Source organism: Mycobacterium sp. JS623 (assembly GCF_000328565.1).
Lineage (GTDB): Bacteria > Actinomycetota > Actinomycetes > Mycobacteriales > Mycobacteriaceae > Mycobacterium.
On sequence record NC_019966.1, the window covers coordinates 1609285 to 1629142 of the forward strand.

Consider the following 19858-nt stretch of genomic DNA (forward strand, 5'->3'; position numbering starts at 1 on the left):
GTGCTGGAGAGCTCAGGTGAGGCTTGGTTCGAATTTCCTCGGCGCACCGATCTCACCCCCTTCGCGTACATGTCCCTTCTCGGGGTCAGCCAAAATCGGCGTCGGCACACCTGCGCGGACAGCCTCGAGCTGGGCGGCGAATGCGATACCGAGGAAGAGCGCCACCGACGACAGATTGGCCCACAGCAACAGGGCGAAGACTCCGGTCAATGGGCCATAGGTGGTGCCGAACGACGCGCCCCACGCTACATAGAGCGCCAGCAAGCCGGTGACGAGTAGCCAAAGCGCAAGCGACACAGCGGATCCGAACGCCAGCCACGAGTACCCCGGCTGCCGGCGTCGCGGTGAGCGCTCCAAGACGACGGTGAAGGACACCCAGGCGAGGATGACGCCCAACGGCCAGCGGCCAAGGCGCCACAGCGTCTCCGACAGGTCGTTCCAGCCGTACACGGTTGCGAGCGATTCGCCGAGAGCGTCGCCGGCGATGATGACGAGGAATCCGAGTAGCGACAGCAGCCCGGCTGTCACCGCCATCAGCAACGCCCGACCGTATTTGCGCAGGGCGGGATTGTCTCGCTCGATGCCGTAGATGCGGTTGGCCCCACGCTCGATCTGGCCCATCGCGGTGGTCAGCGCGATGACCGCAGCAAGCAGGCCGAGCCACAGCGCGAGCTGGCCGCCGGTGGCTCCTCGATCGCTGCTCTGCTGCGCCGCCTCCTGCATCATGTCGCCTTTGTCCCTGCCGGGGAGCACCCGGCCCAAGGTCTCAGTGACGACCCGGGCGAACTTCTCGTGATGCAGGGCGCTCGACAGTCCGACCACTGCGATGATGAGCGGAATGAACGCCAGACAGAACTGCAGCGCTAAGGCGCGCGCATTGGTGAATCCGTCGGCGTACCTGAAGCGAACGAACGAGTTCTTCACCAGCTTCCAGCGCCCGTAGCGACGCAGCGTCGTGACGGCGTCGTCCGCTGAAAGTTCGTCGCCAGAGATGGTGACCGTCTCCGGCACGCGGGTAGCAGTGCTCATCGCAGACTCCTCAATCGATTAGGGCGCGAAGGCCGGTCGGCGTCGACGGCCGCGTCCTGCCTGCCGCCGGCATCATGAGTACGCACATAGACAAGGACGACGCCCAGCCAGATCGCGCCGAGCAGCATTCCCGCGAACACATCGGTCGGGTAATGCATCCCGCGATACACCCGGCTGGCCGCGATCAAAAGGGGCACGGCAGCACAGATGACGACTACTCCCACCTTGATCCACCGATACCGACTGTGCCAGAAGATAATTGCGGCGATGGAGCCGTAAAAGCAAACCGCGGCTGCGGTGTGGCCGGACGGGAATGATGACGTCGGCGGCGCATCGTCGAGGTGCGGCACGCTCGGCCGCGGTCGGTCGATGAAAAGCGTTGTCGCGACGAAGATGACCGTCTCGCCGACCACCGCGTAGATGACGACGAGCGACTCGCGCCAGCGGCCGAACTTCCAGCGGAACATGGCAGCTGCCAACGCCGTCAGGATCACGATCGTCAGGGTCTCGGACAGCGTCGTGATGAGCTTGCTCTCCGAGACGCCCTCTTGCCGGCGGTGCGCCACGAGCTGCCTTGGCACCTCGGCGTCCCACTTCCCAAGTGCGGTCGCGGGGAGAACATCGGTGAGGAGATAGCCCAGCGCGACCATCATCGCGATAAGGCAGACGGCCGCAACCAGTAGCCAACCAACGTCGCGGGCGACACCACGGAAACGCTGCGCGGTCATGCTGTGGGATACCCACGTTGCCGTTAATTAACTCGGTGCTGATCAGAATCGAAAACCGGCAGTTCAGGGCTGTGCTATCGGCTGCTCGGGATTGCCCACGTCGGCTGGCCCCTCGATCGGCTGTCCGGTCTCGCGACGCCACGCGACGTAGGCCCATGTCGTCACGGCCACCCACCCAATGCCGAGCGTGATGCCGGCCAGCACATCGCTGACGAAATGCACGCCCAGCACGACCCGCGCGAGCGCGACAGCGCCGACGGTCAATGTTGCCCCGATGACAGCGGCGATACGGCCGCCCCGCGGCAGAAAGCGCAGAGTGATGAGCAGGAGCAGACAGCAGCCGATTGACGCGCCAAGCGCATGGCCCGATGGGAACGACATCCCGGGCGCGGTCGCAAGCGGATCCGGCAGCACCGGGCGGGCCCGGCCGACGATCACCTTCAGCGCGAAACCGATTGCCGCGCCGCCGAATACCGTGACGAGAAGCCAAATCGCATGGTGTCGTTCGCCATGGATGAGGTACAGCAGTGCGATCAACGTCAGCGCGACGCGGAACACGTTCGGGTCGAAGACGTCGCTGACGATCTCGGCTGACTTCACCAGTTCCGGATGTTCGGTACCTAGCCGGTGCAGCGCTTCTGCTGTCCCGATGTCGAAACTGCGCAGTGGCGGCCAGCCGCCGCGAACGAGCAGCAGAAGAAGCGCGAACGCGACCCCAGCCGCGGGTGCGGCGACGATACTCGCGCCGAGTCGCAGTTCGAAGCGCTTGTCGGCGGCCGATGAATGTCCTTCCACGGCCTGGCGCCTAGGCCTCTTCGTCACGCGTATCGCGTCCCCCGAATGCATGCTCCGTAAACCGACGGACCGGTGGCACGTAGTCGCGGGAAGATCAAGGCACATTGACCCATTCCGCTCCACGAGTTTGTCGGCCTGCTCCGCAAGTCGGGAAAGGGTAGGGGACAGCGCCTACTGATTCGCCTGATCTGGCATGTGCTGTTCACCTGCCGTCGAGGTTGCATGCGAATACTGATTCGCATGCTGGCCGTCGTCAGATCCCATAGTCTCGGTCGCGGATGCTCAGTGTGAATGCCATCGCCCGCATGACGGCCATCGCCGCCGTGCTCTTCGGTTTCGTCGCCTACGGTCCTGCTTCCGCGTCGGCCCTTCCCGGCGGCGACCTCCCCGGTGAGCTGGTGTTCGGCGGACTGCCCCGTACTTACCAACTGCATGTGCCTGCCGGCCTTGATCATCCTGCGGGTTTGGTGATCAACCTGCACGGCGCCGGGCAGACCGGCGCGGAGCAGGCGGCAGTGACGAACTACAACGCCGTCGCCGATCAGAACGGGTTCGTCGTCGCGTATCCCGACGGCATCGACTTCAGCTGGGCCGACGGCCGCGGCGCGTCGGTACCTGACCGCCAGGGTGTCGACGACGTGGGCTTCCTGAGCGCTCTCATCGATCAACTCTCGCGCGACTACGGCATCGCCCGTGGGCGCGTCTTCGCGACGGGCATGTCGGCCGGTGCATTCATGGCCACGCGGCTGGCCTGCGAACGTGCGGATCTGGTTGCAGCCATCGCACCCGTCGCAGGGACGTTGGGCGCCGCGTTCCCATGCGCGCCGTCCCGACCGGTCTCCGTTCTGCAGATGCACGGGACAGCCGATGCGGTGGTGCCGTTTACCGGCGGCACGATGCTGGGCAGGGGCGGCTACAGCGACGTCGTCGCGGCACCGGCGATGGCGCAGCGGTGGCGAGACGTGGATCGCTGTCCTGCCCCGGTCGACAACGGTCCGGCCGGTGCCGAGCATCGATTCACTGCCTCGGGGTGCGCGGCCGGCAGCGAGGTCGTCTTCGTCCAAATCGACGGCGGCGGCCACACGTGGCCGGCAGACGCTTCGCAACAAAGTGGGCAGTTCTTCGCCACCCACGGGCGCTGAATCAGTCGCGATGGTCCACGACGTTGACGACGTTGCCGTCCGGTGCGCGCACAAGGAACCGCCGCACGCCCCATTGCTCCTTGCTCAAGGGGTGCACGATTTCGTAGCCGAGGCGCTGCGCTTCGTCGTAGGCACTGTCGACGTCGTCGGTGTGCACGGAGATCACCGAGTCTTCGGGAGAAGTCTCGTCGCGGGTGACCAACCGGACGTTGGCTCTGCCGTCGGGCGAGGTGTAGCGGGCCACCCAGCCCATGTTGAACTCTTCGGTTTTCAGCCCGAGAAAGTCCGTGTAGAAACTTTTTGCCGTCTCGATGTCAGCCACTCGAAGATTCGCGATGATTCGCTTGGCTTGCATACTCAGTCCTTCACTTGTGCGTGCCGCGTGAGGAATTCGACGACCGCCCCGGCGAAGAGGTCGTTGCGATCACCGGCCACCATATGCCCCGCACCGCCGACATCGACGAAGTCGATCTGGGGGAAACGCGCGATGAATTCGTCGGCGCGTTCCTGGGTGACCAGATCGCTGATCTGGCCGCGCACCAAAAGCATGGGCACGTTGGTGCGGAGAATCTCCTCGATGGCTGCATACAGGCGATCGACCTCGGTCACCTCGATGGGCGGCAGCGCGGAGGTGCCGTCGATGAACTTCGGGTCCCAGTGCCAGTACCAGCGGCCGTCGCGTTCACGGAGGTTGGCGCGAAGGCCGTCGAGATCGCTGGGTCGCGGTCGGTGCGGGTTGTATTCCTGAATGGCATCGGCGACTTCGTCGAGCGAGGCAAATCCTGATTCCATGCGGTCGTTCATGAAGCCGTGTATGCGGGTGGCGCCGGAGGGATCCATGTTCGGCACAATGTCGACAAGGACGACCGCGCGCACGGTGGCCGGCGAAAGTTCGCCTGCCAGAAGCATTGCCGTGAATCCGCCCAACGAGGCGCCGACCAAAACCGGTTCAGGGGGAAGCTGGCGAAGCACCTCGAGGACGTCGCCTGCGAAGGTGATGACGCGATAGTCGCCATCCTCCGACCAGTCGGACTCGCCGTGGCCGCGCAGGTCGACCGTGACGGCCTGCCAGCCGCGCTCGGCCACCGCCGCAGCGGCCCGACCCCACGAACGGCGGGTCTGACCTCCGCCGTGCAGGAACACCACGGCCGGTGCCAGCGGATCGCCGAGGCGGTCGGCGACGATGCGAACGCCGTCAACACCGTTGACGCTGAACGACTCTGGGGTCCTCATCGCTGGAGATCCCACTGTCCGAAGTCGGGTGCGAGGACGTCGTCGACATCCAGGCTGATTCCACCAACCACAGCACCGGGGTCCGATGACGTGACGACAACGGACTGGAAGAGCACGGAAGCGGGCTCGCGCTCACCGTGCGACCATGCCTTCGTCTGCCACGCCCACGAGTGCCCAGCAGAGGTGGAGCGCCCGACCACGCCGTCGGCGATCGCCCACCCGCAGGCTCGAGCATGGCCGTAGATGCCGGTGCGGTTCACACCCAGGACCGAGTTGAGGCCGCGAAACCACTGAACTGCAACGGTTTTCCAGGTGTCGAGGTCGATGTCCTCGTCGACGCTGAAGAAGATCGGCGCGGAATCCGGGCCGCCTGCTGCGCCGTGCCACCGCAAGGCGGTCTGAGCGTCGGCCACACCGCCGTCGTATCCGCGGGTGTAATCCGACGGGGTGGGCCAGCCGGGCTTGCCGTATTGATAGCAGCTGACGATGTGCAGACCGGCGGCCCTTAGGGCATCGGCATACTCGCGGGTGACGGGTTTGAAATCAAAGTCGGCCCCTGGCCGCAACTCGGACACATAGACCAGCGCGCCGTCGAAACCCGCGGATTTGATCAATTCCGGCGCGACCAGTCGGTGGGTGAAATCGACCAGCCGAAGATTGTCGGCGGACGCCCTCGATGCGCCGAATGTCGCCAGGCCCAGTGCAACCGGCGCCGCGAGGCCGTATTTGAGGGCGTCGCGTCGTGTCAACATGTGAGCACCATGCACCCCGCGATCGGCCCGCCGCCGGCGGCGGCCACCGCCACTTCTGGCCGCTGAGCAACTTGCCGGTCGCCGGCCTGCCCACGCAGCTGCAGGCACGCCTCGTGCAGCAGCCAGTAACCGTGCATGCGTCCCGCCGACAGTTGCCCCCCGTAGGTATTCAGTGGGAATTCGCCGTCGAGTGCGATTCGTTTCGCGCCTTCCACGAATGGTCCTGCTTCGCCGTCGGCGCAGAAGCCTAGCGCCTCAAGCCACGCGAACGTCAGAAACGTGAAGCCGTCGTAGATTTCGGCGACATTCACGTCCGACGGCTGCAGCTCGGTGCGCGACCACATCTCCGCCGCCGCTTCGGATGACGCCATCTTCGGGAAGTCATCGCGATGGAACCATCCGCCAGAGCCGTACGCTCCGCCGATAGCCTCCACCGACACCGCACGGGTCGGGCAGTCCGCTGCGTATTCGGCTTGTGACACGACGAGCGCTATCGATCCGTCGATCGGCACGTCGCAGTCGAACAGGCCGAGGGGCGTCGACACCGGACGCGCGGCAAGATAGTCGTCCATGGTCATCGGATCCTGGTACGCCGCACGCGGATTGAGTCCGGCGTTGCGCCTGCTGTTGATCGCCAGCCAGCCCAACTGTTCCTTAGTGGTGCCATACAGCTCCATGTGGCGCCGGCAGTGCAGTGCAACCCAGTTCGCCGCCGAGTAGGCGTGGGCGGCCACCAACGCATCGATGTCCTCGAATGGCTTGAGCTTGCGCCGTGCTCCGGGCAATCGGGGTTCGGCCGGCGGATTGGCCAGCGGGTTGAGCATCGGTGATGCTGCGGTTTGATTCATCGCGCCGCCCAGCATCGCGACGGTCCGATAGACGAGAACGTGTCGGGCCCGTCGCTCCGATACGGCGCGAAACGCAGACATGACAGGGATGAGCACACCGCCGGTGCCGAAGCCGAGCGTCTGGTCCGTCGCATCGATGCCCAGAGCCTTCATCACCTCGGCGGGCGGGGTGTCGCCCAGGGTGCCGATTCCGTCGATGTCGTTCGCGCTGAGACCGGCGTCTTCGATGGCGGCGTGGGCGGCCTCCAGCGTCAACTCCAACCCCGGGATGCCTGTTCGGCGGCCTATTCGGGAGATGCCGAGGCCGCTGATGATCGCGTCCTTCTCGAAGTAGCTCACCGCTGGGGGACCCCGTTCAAACCTCTATTTTTGTAATGACAGTCGATTGGACTGTACTTTCCTGTCATGGCAGATGCGGCCCCACCCGCAATTCCGGGGCGGATGCTGCCCAAACTCCACGAGCACAACCGGGCCTTCTGGACCGGGGGCGCCGACGGGCACCTGATGATTGCGCGGTGCACGCAATGCGAGTTATGGGTCAGTCCACCTGCCGCGGATTGCCCCGACTGCGGGGGAGTACTGGTGGCACGGCCGGTGTCCGGTCGTGGCACGGTGTTCACCTACACGGTCAACTATCAACCGTTCAACCCTGACGTACCGGTGCCATACGTAATCGCGATCGTCGAACTGGACGAGCAGCCCGATCTGCGCATCGCGTCGAATATCGTTGATTGTGAACCGGACTCGGTCCACGTCGGTCTTCGCGTCGAGGTGGGTTTCGAACCCCACGACGTCGACGGTGACGCAGTGTTTGTTCCGGTGTTCGCACCGAGGAGGGACCAGACATGACAGACGCCCAGGATCACCGGAATTCACCACTTCTCGGTCACCGTGCGTGACCTCGAAGCCAGCGTGGGCTGGTACCAGCGGGTGTTTCGCGCCGACCGGGTGCCGATGACGTTCCCGCACTACGAACGCGAGGACACCGGCTACGGCGTGCTGCTCGTCGATTCGCGATCGGGACTGGCGATCGGCCTGCACACCAACACCGGCAACGACGGCGAGCAATTCGACGAGGCCCGTACGGGTTTGGACCATGTCGGGTTCAACGTGGCCTCCCGTGACGACCTTCAAGCGTGGGCGTCCTGGCTCGACGAGCTTGGGATTGAGAACTCCGGTGTCAGGGTTGGAGACCAACCATTCCCGTTCGCGACATTGGTGTTTCGCGATCCAGACAACATTCAGCTCGAACTGTTCACCGTCTGCTGATCCGAAGCCCTAGGCTGCACGCATGCCGATCGACCGCGCCGCGCTTGCTGATGCCCAGCTCTCGGCGACAAAGTCGTCGGCAGCGACAAAGTCGCCCAGAGCCGGGCAATTCAGTTATCGCTTGTCGGACCCTTCAATGGCACTCACAGCGCGGCAAGCACTGCCCGCAGTTCGCCGCACAGATCGCCGCAGCCGCGCCGCACCGGACCGTTCCAGTCCGCCAGCAGGCGGCGAAGCCGTGCGACACCGCGCGGGCTGACGTGACGGTTGAGCAGTCGCTGCTCCACGCGCTCGATCATGTCGGCCGCATCCGACACTGCGGCAGCGTTCAGGCGCGACGGGGTCAGCACGACTCGATCGCACAGCATTGCCGTGCCGCGGCGACGCAACTCGGCCGCGAGCTGCTCGCGGTATGCGAACGAACACAACCGCATGATGTGCACGTCGAGGGCGCTGCCGGGCTCGGGTCTGGCACCGGTCACGAGAAGCCGGTCCAGATGACGCGCACCCACTCGGGCCGTGATGCGTGACGAAAGCGACGGCGAACTCACTGTGATTGCCGTGTCCAGCGTGATTGTCATGCAACGAGTATTTCGTCGCCGCGGTGCCATGGCTGTCCGGCGATCTGCCTGTTCACCGGAGGATTGGGCCGTCCCCCGATTGGTGGACAAAGGCAGAAAACGGCCGTGCGGAACCAATCGTCGGGTGCACGATGGTTAGGTGATCGACGGGGGAGTCCATTACGCGCGCAATGGGGATGTGCGGCTTGCCTATCGTGTGCTGGGTGATGGCGCTACCACCTTGGTCTGGGTACCTGGTTGGGTCAGCAACGTCGACATGCTCGGCGACCCCGACCTACCGTTCACCCCGTTCTTCGAGCAGCTGGCCCATCGGACCCGGCTCGTCTGCTGGGACAAGCGCGGCACCGGCCAGTCGGACCCTGTCACGCGCGTTCCACCGCTCGACGAGCGCATGGACGACCTGCACGCCGTCATGGACGCAACCGGCTCGGATTGCCCGGTGCTGTGGGGTGTGTCCGAGGGCGGGCCGATGAGCATCCTGTTCGCGGCAACGTATCCGGAACGCGTTCGGTCGCTGATTCTGTACGGCACGTTGCCTCGCTTTACCCCCGAGCCACCGTCGTACCCGTGGGGTTTGGCTCCTGAGGTAGTGGCAGATTTTCGCCGGGAGATCGAATCTGACTGGGGCGATGGGGCGTTAGCGACGGCTTTCTTCGGCTCGATCGCTGATGTGCCTGGTTTCCGGGAGATGTATGGCCGCATCCAGCGTGCTTCGGCCAGCCCGATGATGGCGCGGATGCTGTGGGATGCGGTCTCCGAAATCGATGTGCGGCCGGTGCTGGGGGCGATCCGCACCCCGACACTTGTGCTCGGCCGGCGAGGCGACATCGTCGCCCCGCCTGACGCTGCCAGTGCGCTGGCCGAGGCCATCCCTGACGCCGAATTCAGGGAGTTGCCGCCGGGGCCCCATGGCCTGTTCGACGATGCGATGGCGTCGGCAATCCTTGACTTCGCCTGCGGCACAATCCCGGAGGAGCCCGGGGAACGGGTGCTCTCCACGGCGATGTTCACCGACATCGTCAGCTCCACCGAATTGCTCAGCGCTCACGGGGACGCGCACTGGCGCCACGAACTCGATGCCCATGATCGGCTTGTCGACGGAATGCTGATGAAGTACGGCGGGCAGCGGGCCAAGCACACCGGCGACGGCGTCTTTGCGCTCTTTGATGGACCGACGAAGGCGGCACGCTGCGGCCTCGAACTCGTGCCGACGCTCGCCAGCCTCGGCATCCACGTTCGAGTCGGCGTACACATCGGCGAATGTGAGCGGCGCGGCGACGAGTGGAGCGGTATGGCGGTTCACGTGGGGGCGCGAATCGGCGGCATGGCACAAGCCGATGAGGTTCTAGCCAGCCGTACCATCCGTGATCTATCCGCTGGGTCCGGGCTACAGTTCGAAAGCCTTGGCGCCCAGAAACTCAAAGGGTTGGCCGAAGAGACCGAAGTCTTTCGCGTCCGTAAGCCCATCGGGGCGGTGTTCTGACTCTGGCGTTACGCCAGTGCGGCAAAGACCTTTTCATCTTCCCTGGCGAACGTGTCCTCGAGTTGCAGCGGTGTGTAGTCCAGATCGATCTCCTCGAGCGGACGGCCCAGTGCGCTGCTGATGGTGCCGAACCGACGCATCCCCTTGTCGGTGGCGTACTGCTGCATGTCGTCTTTTTCCAGACCGAACGGGACCTCGTCGTACAGGGCATACGCGTCTTCGGTGTTCTGCAACGCCAGCGGAATCAGCTCATTCATCCGCTTTTCGAAGACGGCCCAGTTGCGCTCGTCGGCGGCGACGTGGCGCCGACAGGTGAACGTGCCCCACGCCATGTGGCGGCGCTCGTCGTCGCCGATGCGTTTCACCAGTTCCTGCATGCCGGGAAGAATGCCGCGGTCAACGCAAATCCGGTGCCACGCGTAGTATCCCGTCAGCGCCATCATGCCTTCGATGACGTGGTTGTAGGTGGCCGACGCCCGAATCTGGGCGGCTGGCGACGGATCCGTCGCCAGCGCATCCAGTGACTCCGGAAGTTCCTCGTAGAAGATCTTCCGGTACGCGGGAAGGTCGTCGAGGTAGTGCTGCAGGTCGTCGGTCATGCCGACGGCGTCGAGCCACATCCGGAACACCTGGGTGTGTTTGGCTTCCTCGAAAGCGAACTGCGTCAGGTACATCTCGTCGCCGAGTCGACCTTCTGCGCGCATTGCGGCCATGAAGGGCTGGATGTCCTGGGTGACGGCTTCCTCGCCTGCGATGAACTCGGCGCACAGCCGGGCGGCCCAGTCGCGTTCGAGGTCGGTCATCGACTCCCAGTCGGCCCTGTCGCGGGAGAAGTCGATGTCGGCGGGATTCCAGAACTTGGCGTTGCCACCTGCAAACAGCTTGAGCGGCAAGCTGTTCCAGTTCAGGCCGCCGGCGTCGAGCGAGTGTGAGCGTGTCCGTGACATGTGATTGACCTCCTAGATCATGCGGTGACTGGAGCGTTCCGCGGAGCCTTGGCGAATGCGTCTTTCAGTACTGCGACGAGCCTGCGGACCGCCAACGCGGGCTGTTCTGGGGTGGGTTCGTCAAGACCGAGGATCGGATCCATGCCGCGCACATAGGGCGCCAACGCCAGGTGCGGAAAGAGAAGCAGCAGAAGCGATAAAAGTGCGTCGGTGTCGGCGTCTTCGCGTAGGTCGCCGCGTATATGCGCATCCCGCACGAGCGGCCGCAGGACTTCCAAATAGTGGCGGTGAATGACGCTGCGCACGCTGATGCGCGCGTCGGTGTCGACCTCCAGGCTCGCGGCGGCGTGTAGGGAGCGTTCGTGCGGATGGTCGGCGAAGTAGGCGACCCAGGAGTCCAGCAGGTCGGTCAGGAAGTCGAAAAATGGTCTGCTCGGATCAAGTTCGACAATGCGGGCTTCCATGTAGGCGCGGACGCGCTGACTGCCCACATCAGCGATGAACGCGTAGAGGTCGCGCTTGTCCGCGAAGTACTGGAACAGGCTGCCCTTGGCCACCCCCGCGCGGCGGGCGATGACGTTCAGGCTGCCCGCTGAGAAGCCGTGTGCGCCGAACTCCGCTTCGGCGGCCTCGACCACGGCGGCACGACGAAGCGGATCGAGACGAGCCCACGTGACTGTCGGCATCGGCACCTCCTCGCGTCAATATGACCAGTGGTCATATTACTGTGAGCGCCGTCACAGTCAAGCGTCGGCGGTGATGGTGTCGAGATGCAGCGAAGATTAGCGAGTAGCGCCTTTTGATTATCAAGCCCATCGCCGTGTTAGGTGACCTTGCACCGATCAGCTTGGCGCAGTCTGCTTTTCGGGCCGCGGGGTCGTTACGTGGACTCTTTCGTGTGGAATGGCTTTGTGGGATTCCACTTCGCGTGGCGAATTTCCATTAGCAGGGGCGAAGTCGTGGGGGATCCGCCACGTAAGTCGTACGCGGTCTTTCGCGCGGTAGTCATGAAATCTCCGAGGGATGTTGGCGAATCAGCGGACGTGGGGCGTTGGCGGAGGCCTGCAGCCAGGACCGGTAGCGACGCAACGCCTGGCGCTGAGCCCATTGATCAGCGATCAGGGCGTGCAGCGGATGGGTGCGCCGCGCCGGCATGCGGCCACGGGCGATTCGTCGCATCTGATGGCGCACCAGGGCCATGCTCGCCGCGGCGGCCATCGTCTTGTCCGACCACGACACCGGACGCAGATGTCCGGCTGCCTCGGCGCCATCGCGCCAGCGGTTGGGAAGGTCTGGTGTCACGGCCAGCGCAGTAGCCATGCCGACCATCGCGACGCCGTTTGCCAACACCTTCTCGGCGGTCTCGCGCCGCGAGATACCGCCGGTCAGCATCAACGGCAGCGGACTGGTCTTGGCCAATTCCGTTGCCATTTCCAGGAAGTAAGCTTCGCGCGCCTGGGTGTGAGTGTCGGCGGGCCGTCCCGACATCGCCGGGCTCTCGTAGTTACCGCCCGACAGCTCCACGAGGTCGACGCCGAGCGGCTCGAGCATGGCTATCACCTGCTGGGCATCGTCGGCTTCGAGCCCACCGCGCTGAAAATCGGCGGAGTTCAGTTTCACCGCAACCGCAAACGATGCCTCCACCCGCGAGCGGATCCCCCGTACGACATCGAGCAGCATCCGGGCCCGGTTCTGCAGCGAGCCGCCCCACTGATCGGGTCGCCGGTTGGCCAGCGGCGACAAGAACTGTGACAGCAGATACCCGTGCGCGGCATGCACCTCGACTCCATCGAATCCGGCCCGCTGGGCGGATTCGGCGGCCACGACGAACCGCTCGACAGTGGCGTCGATTTGTTCCGGAGTCATCGCGACTGGGCGCCCGAAGCGCTTGGTGTGCTTACCCATTTCCATACCGATCGCCGTGGGTCCCCATACGACGCCGGGCATTTCGGCGCGCACCTGCCGACCCGGATGGTTGATTTGCATCCACATCGCCGCGCCACCTGCCTTGCCGGCCTCCGCCCACTGCGCAAAGGGCTGCACCGGGGAAGCGGCGTCAAGCACCACACCACCGGGACCGGTCAGCGCCTCGGCGTGCACCATCACATTGCCGGTGATCACAAGCCCAGCACCGCCCACGCCCCAACGCCGATAAAGCGAATACAGCCGCTCGTCGGGCAACTGCCCCGGGCCTGCCATGTTTTCTTCCATCGCCGCCTTGGCGATCCGGTTTTCCACCACCAGCCCGCAGCGCAGCGACAACGGCGAGAACAGCTCACTCGACACCAGGGGACCGCCCTTACTAATCGCTTAGAATGTGAACGCCGCATACATTAGAGCGGTAGTGTAAGCACTGTCAACATTGTGAATGTGAGCCATGTCAACATCGGGTCAGTACCATCACGGCGATCTGCGGGCCGCCTGCCTGCGGGCCGCGATGGACCTGCTGGAAGAAAGCGGCGCGACCGCGCTTTCGCTGCGCGCAGTCGCGCGACAGGCCGGGGTATCACCCGCAGCGCCTTACCGGCACTACGCCAACCGCGAGGCGCTCATATCCGCGGTCGCAGCGTTGGGTTATCGCGACCTCTCCGAACACCTTGCGGCGGTGCATCCGGAGCCCGCGACTCCGGATGATCTAGCCGATGTTGCAGTCGCCTACGTCCAGTTTGCACTTCGACGCCCAGCGCTGTTTCGGGTGATGTTCGGTGAACCTTGCGACCCGGACAGCGACGAAAGGGTCGCGGCGGTGAGTGCGATCTCCGCCTACGTTGAGGCGATCGGCAAGCGCTGCTTTCCCGTAGCCGAGCCGGAGGCGCTCGCGACCGCGATCTGGGCGCTCGTGCACGGCCTGGCGTTCCTGCACCTCGACGGCAAACTCGACGCCGCAACTCCGGAGACTGTTGCGGACCGGGTGAACGCTGCCGTGCGCGCGGTGTTGACGGTTTCGGCCGTCGCCCCGTCACAGTCGGTAGCAGCTGGATTGGCGACGTCGGCCTCGGAGTAAGGCACCGAGAAGGTGCGACGACGCGGCATCCACCGACACCCGGCGGCGCGTGAGGTCGTGGTTGGTGAGGTGAAGGTGGCCACCCAGCGTCTCGACGCGGTCGTCGAGGCCGACCAGTCCGGATCCGCCACCGGAATTGGCGCCGACCCCTCGACGGCCATCGAGATATCCAGATAGCTGTCGGCTGTCGCGGTGACAGTGACCAGCGATGCGTGTGCGTGCTTAGCGGTGTTGGTCAGCGGTACTGCGCCGCCGTAGTTGGCCGCTATCTCAACTGATTCGGGCAACCGTTGTTCGACAGCGATGTTCACGTCGACGGGCACCCCCGCGCGACGGCCCAAAGACCTCAGGGCGCAGGGCGCCTCGAGAACAGCGCGGCCGGCTGGATGCCGTGGAAAGTCGGCTGCAGACCGGCCCGCTGCGTTCGTCTCTTGGCTCATCGCGCCAGCTCCTTATTTGTCGGTGGGGTTGAGTGCGCGGAAAACCACGCCTGCCGCCACGCCGGCGATCAGTTGGGGGACCAGATAGATGAGCGTCGACCAGGCGAACAGCCCCATGGCTGCGCCGCCCAGGACGACCGCGGGGTTGAACGCACCGCCGGAAATCGCACCGACGCTCACGGCGCCGACAAGGACGGTGAAGCCGATCGCGAGCCCGTAGAAGGAGTTGTCCGGGTGGTCCTTGCTGGTGGCGACGTTGAGCACGACATAGGCCAGGGCGAAGGTGTAGAGGAACTCGACGATGAGCGCACTTGCCAGGGCGTGACCGGCCGGTGCCAACGGATGGGCCTGCGATGTGCTGACGGTCGTGCGGACAACGGCCGCAGCGAGTAAGCCGGCGACGAGTTGAGTGACCCAGTATCGGATCGCGTCACTGGCACCGATCCGGCCGCGGACGAGCGCGCCCATCGTCACTGCGGGGTTGTAGTGCCCGCCCGAGATGTGCCCGCCGGCGTAGACCATGACCATGAGAACGGCACCGATGGCCAGCGGGGCAAGTGCGGTCCCGGTGCGCACACTGGCACCGACCGTGAACACCAGGAAGAAGGTTCCGATCAGCTCGACGACCAGCTTGCGGCCGGTACCGAAAATCACGGTGTTCGAGAGCTCGCAAGCTTGCGTGGTCTGCGCGGTGGCGGTGGCCATTGTCAACTCCTTATCCGAAACTGAACGTTTAGTTTTCTGGAATGGATCAAGCCTTCGACCGCCGCATTTGATACCGCCCACGACGTGTGATGTCCGTCTCGCCGGGCGATGCCGCGCTAGGCTGCTTGCGGCACGGTGACGCTGCCGGGACCGCACGGCTGCGCTGCGGGCCAATTTGCCGGAAAGCGGTTGCGGGCTCGGGCGAATAATCGATAGTGAGACAGATGAACGCCGCGTTCAGTAATTCGCCGGACGCATCGGCGCAGACGCGCCGGGGCCGCCCGCGTAGCGAACAATCGCGCGCGGCGGTATTGCGCGCGACGTCGGAGTTACTGCATGAGGTCGGCGCGCAGGCGATGACGACCGAGGAGATCGCCGCCCGCAGCGGAGTCAGCAAGGCGACAATCTACAAGTGGTGGCCCAACAAGTACGCGGTCGCGGTTGAGGCGTTTCTGTCGGAGATGATGGCCCAATCGCCCGATCCCAATACCGGGTCGGCGCACGAGGACTTCCGCAGCGTGGTGCGCGGCATGGTGCAGGTCTACTCGGGGCCCACAGGTCGGGTTTTCGCGCAGCTTGTCGGCGAGGGGCAATCTGATCCCTCGGTGCAGAGGGAATTGCGGGAGCATCTGGTGGCACCTCGGCGCGAACTGATACGGGCGATCTGGAACCGCGGTGTTGCGCGTGGTCAATTGCGCACCGACGTCGACCCGGAGGCCGCGTTCGATCTGGTGTTCGGGCCGCTGATATACCGGCTCCTCATCGGCCACGCGCCGCTCGACGACGCGGGGGTCGACCCGATCGTCGACGCAGCGATGCGCGGACTGGCCCCCGGTGACTGAGATCACCCGGATCTTTGGGACGCTGCGCGCCTAGCTTGCTGTTGTCAGAGTTAGATACTGAACGTTCAGTTTCGAATTGCAGAGATGATCCCTCTCGGGCAATCGCTGCGTGAGCTAAGGAGTAGGAAATGAAAAAGATGCGGCTTATCGCACCACTCGCCATGGCCGCGACGGCGGCAGCGATCGGGTTGGCGCCGATTGCCGCGGCCGATTCGACCGTGGTCCAGACGCCGGGCAACGCCCAGGTCACCGCTACGCCAGGGGCGGCCGCACTGCAGGCTGGCCAGGAGCAATACCCGTGGTTTGGGTATGGGTTTGGATATGGCTACGGGGACCATGGGGGGCATCGCTAACCATCGACGCAGCGCGTGCACTCAGGGCGGAAGCTTTGCCTTCCGCCCTGAATGCAGTTTGTACGGGTAAACACATCAGTTACGCGTACGCGCCGTTCTGCCCGATCGTGGCCATGGAGGGCGACGTCGTTGCCTCTCGGTACGACCCACCATCGGAGCGATTCCACCTATCTGCGGTGCCCGGAGTGGGAACTCTATCTGCGGTGCCCGGAGTGGGAACTGAATAATGCACTCGCGCATCCCGTTCCGCGCCCCGCCCTTGCGTCTTGTCGGCCGTGATGATCATCATTCCCGCGATGACATCTTGAGTGGAATCATTCCAGAAAATCGAGGCGTTAATCCCCGTGTAGCCGTGGGTGGCCGTTCTCGCTTAACGCCTCCCGCTGGCGCGTGTGCCGGGATCAACAGCGCGAAGGAGCGATCGTGGGCAGCGGGGAAGCGAATCGGTTTCGGGAGCTACTAGCCGCCGAGCGGCGCAGCGCCGACCTATATACCGGATTGGCCGAAGCGGCAACGGGAGACCGGCGCGATGTCCTCAACGAACTCGCCGCCGTGGAGCGCCGTCATGCCGCGCACTGGGCCGACAAACTCGCCGAACTGGGGGAGCCGGTGCCCGGGCCGCGATCTCGGGGCATCCGCGCCCGCGCCGTGTCGTGGCTGGCGCGGCGGTTCTCCTTGGACGCGGTATTGCCCTTTCTAGAGCGCGCCGAGCACGCTGACGCCGGGCTCTACCACGACGATCCCGACGCCACCTCGGCGATGGCCGTCGACGAGCGTTCGCATGCTCGTGTGCTGACCCACCTGCGGAGTGGCGGCGGCAGCGATGACCCAGGCAGCATTCGTCGCCTCGAACGCTGGCACCGTGGTGATCGTTCAGGTGCGTTGCGGGCCGGGGTTTTCGGCGTTAACGACGGCCTGGTGTCCAACACCTCGTTGGTCATGGGCTTCGCGGGCTCAGGTGCCAGCGCCGCCGTCATTCTGTTCGCCGGCTTGGCCGGACTGCTCGCTGGAGCGTTGTCCATGGCCGCAGGCGAGTACATCTCGATGCGCAGCCAGCAAGAGTCCTACCAGCGTGAGATCGCCCTCGAAGAGGAGGAACTGCGCGATGACCCAGAGGCAGAAACCGAGGAGCTCGCCTTGATCTATCGGGCCAAAGGACTGGACCAAGACGAAGCCGAGCGCGTCGCGATCACCATCATGAAAGACCGCGAGTCCGCCCTTGACACCATGGCGCGCGAGGAACTCGGGCTTGACCCCGATGAACTCGGCTCACCGTGGTCGGCAGCGCTTTCCAGCCTTTTCGCGTTCGCCGTTGGCGCGGTCGTGGTGGTGCTGCCGTACATGTTCGGGTCGGGTGTGGCTGCGCTCGTCGCGGCGATTGCGCTGGCAGGCCTTGCCCTTTTCGGCGTCGGTGCCACCATCGGCGTGCTAAACGGTCGCGGCGGACTGCGATCGGGGACACGCCAACTGCTCGTCGGCGGAATCGCTGCACTGCTCGTCTTCCTCATCGGACACATGGCCAGCGCGATCACCGGGGTACGGCTCGGCGCCGGATAGTCACTACGCGGTTGTCATGCTGCAGTCATACAACAGCGCCGCGACCGGAAAATCATCGCGGGATAGACGTCACTCCCACCTCATTCCCGAGCCCGACGACTTGGAAGACACAACGTCTGTGCCGCTGCATCGATGTGTCGACCGCGGTATACAAGCTGAGCGACTCGCGGCCGCACAGGGGGCGGCGAGTCTAGGAAAACATCAGGGGCATTCAGCTAGCCGGCGGCGGGAGGTGCCGTTGAAGCTCCAGGGCTAGCTCGACAGCGAGCCGTCGCTCGGCGGGAGGAAAACCGAGCAGTTCAGTCGCGCGTGCGATCCGCTTGAGGATGGTGTTGCGATGGGTATACAGCCGGGCCGCGGCGCGCGGCGCGTTGTCGGCCTCCTCGAGGTAGACCCGCAGCGTTTCACGCAGTCGCGCCGCGGCGGAGCTGTCTTCGGTAAGCGGACCGAGAGTCGAGACGACGAACTCGCTCGCCGCGCGCGAATCGTGTGCGGCGAGTGCTGTGACCTCAAGTTCCCGATAGGAGCTGAAACGCCCGCTGGCCGGGTTGCCCAGCAGAAGCCGGTGCACGGTCAGCGCGGCCTCGTGGGGGGCGCGGAACCCTTCGATGCCTCGGCGGGTCGGACCGACGACGGCGCGAACTTCGTCGACTGATTGCCCAACGGCTGCGCGAAGGTCCTCGATGGCCGGTTCGTCGGGGGTGCCGATCCACGCCCACAGCGTCGTGGTTCCGGCCGGAAGAGTCAGCGGCCGTTGGGATCCCGCGGCCTGGGCGAGCAGCACTGCCGTCGACTCGAGCGCGCCGTGGGGTGCGACGGACGACTCCGCCCACACCACGACCGCAGTATGTCGGCGGTCCAGCTCGTAGCCGAGGCGGCGGCTCGCGGCGGTCGGGTCGATGGGGGCGCCGTCGAGGATCAATCGGATGGTTTCTGTGCGACGCGCGAGCGCGCCGCCGATGACTTCTTCGCGTTCGTGCTGCGCCTCTGCCAGCATGCGACCGAGTGTCTGGTCGATAAAGCGGAACGCGAGCGACAGCGACAGCTCGGTGACACCGATCAGCTCGGGCCCTGGCTCGACGATTTCATATGCGCAGGCCAGCCAGCGCTCAAGTCCAACCTGCTGGCCACGCCGATAACCCTCATAGATTCTGGCCAGGTCGATGCCGCGGCGCACGACGGTACGGGCGGCGTCAAGCGCTTCGGGTGGGATCGCATCCGATATCGGGGTTTCCGCGTGGCGCGCCACAGCCAGGAATCGCTGCCAATTGCCGCGGTTGGTCGCGGTCAGTTCGGCCGCGATCGCGGCGTCGGCGCCGAACTCTGGGACGACCTCGATGACCGCGGCGTCCATCGCGGCAACGGTCTCGTCGGCCTCGAGGGCTAGTCGGTCCGCGATAGCAACGAGTAGTTCGTACGTTCGCGCGGTCGGCGCAACCGCCGTCATTGGTTTAGTGTGCCACCGCACACAATCGCCAGGGTCAACTGCCCCTAGCGCTGCAGCGTGCGGTGTACGACCAAGCGCCGACATCGCCGAGAGCGCGAAGCTCGCGCAGGCCGGCCTGCAGGGCGCCGAAGAGGAGCCACGGGTCGTCGACTTGCTCCCGGTCGACAACGATGCCGATTTCGAGGGAATCCTCGTAGCTGAATACCGTGATATTCAGGCCGATCCCGTCCTTTACCCCGGAGATCGGGAACTGCGCCCGCTGCCGTGCGCCGGCCAGGTACACCGGCGCCGAGGGACCGGGGACGTTGGAGATCATCAGGTTGACCGGCTGATGGATGCCTGGGACTCCGGTCGCCTGGGACATCCCACGAGCGGCTAGGGAGAACAGGGCGGGCGGAATGACTCGTTGACGTCCCGCATCAGTGACGCCGGCAATGCGCGGTGGCCACGAATCAGCGCCGCATCGAGCGGTCGGCCCGATGCGGTGATGGGGTCATACACCCCGAGTGCACTCACATGGCCCTGTGTGCGGTCGTTTTCGCCAGCCAGGAACAAGGCGTCGAGTGCCGTCAGTTGTCGCACTTGTTCACCGATCTACTTAACCGACACCACGGCGTCGGTTCGGGTCTTTGCGGCTGGATGGCCATCGATAGCAACGGCGCCGGCCCGGCCAGACCTATAGGTAGATCTCGATCTGGTAGTC

Annotated in this window: 24 protein-coding genes; 9 read left to right on the plus strand and 15 right to left on the minus strand. The window is 65.0% G+C overall.

The window, feature by feature from the left end:
- Positions 1–12 precede the first annotated feature (12 nt).
- The 3 genes from MYCSM_RS07755 to MYCSM_RS07765 form a co-directional block, all read right to left on the minus strand.
- Complete coding sequence (locus MYCSM_RS07755; RefSeq protein ID WP_015305590.1) at positions 13–1029, minus strand: YihY/virulence factor BrkB family protein; 1017 nt, start codon at positions 1027–1029, stop codon at positions 13–15.
- A complete protein-coding gene (locus tag MYCSM_RS07760; protein ID WP_015305591.1) occupies positions 1026–1757 on the minus strand; it encodes a phosphatase PAP2 family protein in 732 nt (243 codons plus the stop codon). Before MYCSM_RS07760 ends, MYCSM_RS07755 begins: the two co-directional genes overlap by 4 nt.
- 63 nt (positions 1758–1820) lie before the next feature.
- Positions 1821–2552 (minus strand): phosphatase PAP2 family protein, encoded by a 732-nt coding sequence (locus MYCSM_RS07765; protein ID WP_041311504.1) that lies wholly within the window; start codon positions 2550–2552, stop codon positions 1821–1823.
- Between the two features lie 305 nt (positions 2553–2857).
- Between MYCSM_RS07765 and MYCSM_RS07770 the strand changes: the two genes are divergently transcribed.
- Positions 2858–3694, plus strand: a complete 837-nt coding sequence (locus MYCSM_RS07770; protein WP_083906387.1) for an extracellular catalytic domain type 1 short-chain-length polyhydroxyalkanoate depolymerase — start codon at positions 2858–2860, stop codon at positions 3692–3694.
- Between the two features lies 1 nt (position 3695).
- Here the strand turns inward: MYCSM_RS07770 and MYCSM_RS07775 are convergent, their stop codons facing one another.
- Genes MYCSM_RS07775 through MYCSM_RS07790 form a run of 4 tightly spaced genes read right to left on the minus strand, consistent with a single transcriptional unit; the run spans position 3696 to position 6866 of the window.
- Positions 3696–4049: a VOC family protein gene (locus tag MYCSM_RS07775; protein ID WP_015305594.1), complete on the minus strand. Its 354-nt coding sequence runs from the start codon at positions 4047–4049 to the stop codon at positions 3696–3698.
- Between the two features lie 2 nt (positions 4050–4051).
- Entirely contained in the window at positions 4052–4927 is an 876-nt protein-coding gene (locus tag MYCSM_RS07780) for an alpha/beta fold hydrolase (RefSeq protein WP_015305595.1), read from the minus strand.
- Positions 4924–5679 (minus strand): DUF1906 domain-containing protein, encoded by a 756-nt coding sequence (locus MYCSM_RS07785; protein ID WP_015305596.1) that lies wholly within the window; start codon positions 5677–5679, stop codon positions 4924–4926. Before MYCSM_RS07785 ends, MYCSM_RS07780 begins: the two co-directional genes overlap by 4 nt.
- Positions 5673–6866, minus strand: coding sequence for a thiolase family protein (locus MYCSM_RS07790; protein ID WP_015305597.1), 1194 nt, complete (start codon positions 6864–6866; stop codon positions 5673–5675). The genes MYCSM_RS07785 and MYCSM_RS07790 overlap by 7 nt, the downstream gene beginning before the upstream one ends.
- Before the next feature lie 102 nt (positions 6867–6968).
- Here MYCSM_RS07790 and MYCSM_RS07795 point away from each other — a divergent pair, with 102 nt between their 5' ends.
- Together MYCSM_RS07795 and MYCSM_RS07800 are read left to right on the plus strand one after the other, a co-directional pair.
- A complete protein-coding gene (locus tag MYCSM_RS07795) occupies positions 6969–7376 on the plus strand; it encodes a Zn-ribbon domain-containing OB-fold protein (protein ID WP_442928524.1) in 408 nt (135 codons plus the stop codon).
- A gap of 12 nt (positions 7377–7388) precedes the next feature.
- Positions 7389–7796: a VOC family protein gene (locus MYCSM_RS07800; RefSeq protein ID WP_041311512.1), complete on the plus strand. Its 408-nt coding sequence runs from the start codon at positions 7389–7391 to the stop codon at positions 7794–7796.
- A gap of 143 nt (positions 7797–7939) precedes the next feature.
- On the opposite strand, the gene MYCSM_RS07805 is transcribed toward MYCSM_RS07800, so the two are convergent.
- Entirely contained in the window at positions 7940–8377 is a 438-nt protein-coding gene (locus MYCSM_RS07805) for a hypothetical protein (RefSeq protein ID WP_015305599.1), read from the minus strand.
- Between the two features lie 139 nt (positions 8378–8516).
- Here MYCSM_RS07805 and MYCSM_RS07810 point away from each other — a divergent pair, with 139 nt between their 5' ends.
- Positions 8517–9860 carry an adenylate/guanylate cyclase domain-containing protein gene (locus MYCSM_RS07810; protein ID WP_015305600.1) on the plus strand — a complete coding sequence of 448 codons (1344 nt, stop codon included), beginning with the start codon at positions 8517–8519 and terminating at the stop codon, positions 9858–9860.
- 8 nt (positions 9861–9868) lie between these two features.
- Here MYCSM_RS07810 and MYCSM_RS07815 read toward each other — a convergent pair whose 3' ends face one another.
- The 3 genes from MYCSM_RS07815 to MYCSM_RS07825 all read right to left on the minus strand — a co-directional run bounded on the left by MYCSM_RS07815 (position 9869) and on the right by MYCSM_RS07825 (position 13093).
- Positions 9869–10807: a R2-like ligand-binding oxidase gene (locus MYCSM_RS07815; protein ID WP_015305601.1), complete on the minus strand. Its 939-nt coding sequence runs from the start codon at positions 10805–10807 to the stop codon at positions 9869–9871.
- A gap of 17 nt (positions 10808–10824) precedes the next feature.
- A complete protein-coding gene (locus MYCSM_RS07820) occupies positions 10825–11493 on the minus strand; it encodes a TetR/AcrR family transcriptional regulator (protein WP_015305602.1) in 669 nt (222 codons plus the stop codon).
- Positions 11494–11812: 319 nt separating this feature from the next.
- Positions 11813–13093, minus strand: coding sequence for an NADH:flavin oxidoreductase/NADH oxidase family protein (locus MYCSM_RS07825; protein WP_015305604.1), 1281 nt, complete (start codon positions 13091–13093; stop codon positions 11813–11815).
- 91 nt (positions 13094–13184) lie between these two features.
- Here MYCSM_RS07825 and MYCSM_RS07830 point away from each other — a divergent pair, with 91 nt between their 5' ends.
- Positions 13185–13811, plus strand: a complete 627-nt coding sequence (locus tag MYCSM_RS07830; protein ID WP_015305605.1) for a TetR/AcrR family transcriptional regulator — start codon at positions 13185–13187, stop codon at positions 13809–13811.
- Between the two features lie 12 nt (positions 13812–13823).
- A complete protein-coding gene (locus tag MYCSM_RS37045; protein ID WP_157681290.1) occupies positions 13824–13988 on the plus strand; it encodes a hypothetical protein in 165 nt (54 codons plus the stop codon).
- Between the two features lie 275 nt (positions 13989–14263).
- Here the strand turns inward: MYCSM_RS37045 and MYCSM_RS07835 are convergent, their stop codons facing one another.
- The gene (locus tag MYCSM_RS07835) at positions 14264–14956 is read right to left on the minus strand and encodes an MIP/aquaporin family protein (RefSeq protein WP_015305606.1); all 693 of its coding nucleotides are present in this window, start codon (positions 14954–14956) and stop codon (positions 14264–14266) included.
- A 224-nt stretch (positions 14957–15180) separates the two neighbouring features.
- Between MYCSM_RS07835 and MYCSM_RS07840 the strand changes: the two genes are divergently transcribed.
- The 3 genes from MYCSM_RS07840 to MYCSM_RS07850 all read left to right on the plus strand — a co-directional run bounded on the left by MYCSM_RS07840 (position 15181) and on the right by MYCSM_RS07850 (position 17708).
- Positions 15181–15798 carry a TetR/AcrR family transcriptional regulator gene (locus tag MYCSM_RS07840; protein ID WP_015305607.1) on the plus strand — a complete coding sequence of 206 codons (618 nt, stop codon included), beginning with the start codon at positions 15181–15183 and terminating at the stop codon, positions 15796–15798.
- A gap of 128 nt (positions 15799–15926) precedes the next feature.
- Positions 15927–16151: a hypothetical protein gene (locus tag MYCSM_RS07845; protein WP_015305608.1), complete on the plus strand. Its 225-nt coding sequence runs from the start codon at positions 15927–15929 to the stop codon at positions 16149–16151.
- 423 nt (positions 16152–16574) lie between these two features.
- Positions 16575–17708 carry a VIT1/CCC1 transporter family protein gene (locus MYCSM_RS07850; protein WP_015305610.1) on the plus strand — a complete coding sequence of 378 codons (1134 nt, stop codon included), beginning with the start codon at positions 16575–16577 and terminating at the stop codon, positions 17706–17708.
- A 211-nt stretch (positions 17709–17919) separates the two neighbouring features.
- On the opposite strand, the gene MYCSM_RS07855 is transcribed toward MYCSM_RS07850, so the two are convergent.
- The 3 genes from MYCSM_RS07855 to MYCSM_RS07865 are packed head-to-tail and all read right to left on the minus strand — an operon-like array spanning position 17920 to position 19737.
- Complete coding sequence (locus MYCSM_RS07855; RefSeq protein ID WP_015305611.1) at positions 17920–19155, minus strand: PucR family transcriptional regulator; 1236 nt, start codon at positions 19153–19155, stop codon at positions 17920–17922.
- A gap of 34 nt (positions 19156–19189) precedes the next feature.
- Positions 19190–19519 carry a WS/DGAT domain-containing protein gene (locus MYCSM_RS07860; protein WP_041311517.1) on the minus strand — a complete coding sequence of 110 codons (330 nt, stop codon included), beginning with the start codon at positions 19517–19519 and terminating at the stop codon, positions 19190–19192.
- Between the two features lie 11 nt (positions 19520–19530).
- Complete coding sequence (locus tag MYCSM_RS07865) at positions 19531–19737, minus strand: hypothetical protein (RefSeq protein WP_041311520.1); 207 nt, start codon at positions 19735–19737, stop codon at positions 19531–19533.
- Between the last annotated feature and the right edge of the window lie 121 nt (positions 19738–19858).

Excerpts from the sequence above, each read along its gene's own strand:
- MYCSM_RS07805 (WP_015305599.1), bottom strand. The coding sequence starts at position 8,377 with ATGACAATCACGCTGGACACGGCAATCACAGTGAGTTCGCCGTCGCTT.
- MYCSM_RS07785 (WP_015305596.1), bottom strand. The coding sequence starts at position 5,679 with ATGTTGACACGACGCGACGCCCTCAAATACGGCCTCGCGGCGCCGGTT.
- MYCSM_RS07755 (WP_015305590.1), bottom strand. The coding sequence starts at position 1,029 with ATGAGCACTGCTACCCGCGTGCCGGAGACGGTCACCATCTCTGGCGAC.
- MYCSM_RS07795 (WP_442928524.1), top strand. The coding sequence starts at position 6,969 with ATGCTGCCCAAACTCCACGAGCACAACCGGGCCTTCTGGACCGGGGGC.
- MYCSM_RS07840 (WP_015305607.1), top strand. The coding sequence starts at position 15,181 with ATGAACGCCGCGTTCAGTAATTCGCCGGACGCATCGGCGCAGACGCGC.
- MYCSM_RS07860 (WP_041311517.1), bottom strand. The coding sequence starts at position 19,519 with ATGTCCCAGGCGACCGGAGTCCCAGGCATCCATCAGCCGGTCAACCTG.
- MYCSM_RS07820 (WP_015305602.1), bottom strand. The coding sequence starts at position 11,493 with ATGCCGACAGTCACGTGGGCTCGTCTCGATCCGCTTCGTCGTGCCGCC.
- MYCSM_RS07760 (WP_015305591.1), bottom strand. The coding sequence starts at position 1,757 with ATGACCGCGCAGCGTTTCCGTGGTGTCGCCCGCGACGTTGGTTGGCTA.
- MYCSM_RS07770 (WP_083906387.1), top strand. The coding sequence starts at position 2,858 with ATGACGGCCATCGCCGCCGTGCTCTTCGGTTTCGTCGCCTACGGTCCT.
- MYCSM_RS07780 (WP_015305595.1), bottom strand. The coding sequence starts at position 4,927 with ATGAGGACCCCAGAGTCGTTCAGCGTCAACGGTGTTGACGGCGTTCGC.
- MYCSM_RS07775 (WP_015305594.1), bottom strand. The coding sequence starts at position 4,049 with ATGCAAGCCAAGCGAATCATCGCGAATCTTCGAGTGGCTGACATCGAG.
- MYCSM_RS07845 (WP_015305608.1), top strand. The coding sequence starts at position 15,927 with ATGAAAAAGATGCGGCTTATCGCACCACTCGCCATGGCCGCGACGGCG.
- MYCSM_RS07855 (WP_015305611.1), bottom strand. The coding sequence starts at position 19,155 with ATGACGGCGGTTGCGCCGACCGCGCGAACGTACGAACTACTCGTTGCT.
- MYCSM_RS07835 (WP_015305606.1), bottom strand. The coding sequence starts at position 14,956 with ATGGCCACCGCCACCGCGCAGACCACGCAAGCTTGCGAGCTCTCGAAC.
- MYCSM_RS07815 (WP_015305601.1), bottom strand. The coding sequence starts at position 10,807 with ATGTCACGGACACGCTCACACTCGCTCGACGCCGGCGGCCTGAACTGG.
- MYCSM_RS07830 (WP_015305605.1), top strand. The coding sequence starts at position 13,185 with ATGTCAACATCGGGTCAGTACCATCACGGCGATCTGCGGGCCGCCTGC.